We start from the raw sequence: 531 nt of genomic DNA, 5'->3' as shown, positions 1-531 counted from the left end.
CCGGCGTGATCGAGGCGCGCGGGCGGCGTGGGGGGCGCGTCGTGATGACGCAGCGGCGCGAGACAACCGGCCCGGCGCGGTCACTGCGCCTGACCGCCGACCGGCTGACGATCGATGCCGATGGCGAGGACGTCGCGCTGATAAAGATCGAAGCGCTCGATGCACGCGGGCGTCCGGTGCCAACCGCCAGTCAGAAACTCGGCTTCCGCGTGTCCGGAGCGGGCAAGCTGATCGGCGTCGGCAACGGCAATCCCAATTGCCTGGAGAGCGACAAGGGGAGCGAGCGGTCGCTGTTCAACTGACTCGCACAAGTGATCGTCCAGTCGAGCAAACGCAGCGGCGCGATTCTGATCGAGGCAGCGGAAAGCGGAGCGCTGGGCATGCCGCTGGTCCCCGCAACACTGACCGTTCAGGCGCAGAAAGCGCCGCTTCGTTCAGCAGTAGCGGCTTCCCGCAAGACGTAGCAGGAGATACTGGCATGGCTGCGTTGGGCGTTCGCAGCATTGCTCAATGGCGCAACGTGCCGGGTCG

At 66.7% G+C, this 531-nt stretch carries 1 pseudogene; it reads left to right on the top strand.

Annotated elements, in window-relative coordinates:
- Positions 1–302 (top strand): annotated as a pseudogene (locus AACY08_RS28570) (beta-galactosidase); the annotation flags it as partial.
- Positions 303–531 lie beyond the last annotated feature (229 nt).

Origin of the sequence: Pseudomonas sp. EL_65y_Pfl1_R83 (genome assembly GCF_963970695.1) — a bacterium.
GTDB lineage: Bacteria > Pseudomonadota > Gammaproteobacteria > Pseudomonadales > Pseudomonadaceae > Aquipseudomonas > Aquipseudomonas tritici.
This window is presented reverse-complemented; position numbering and strand designations above follow the sequence as displayed.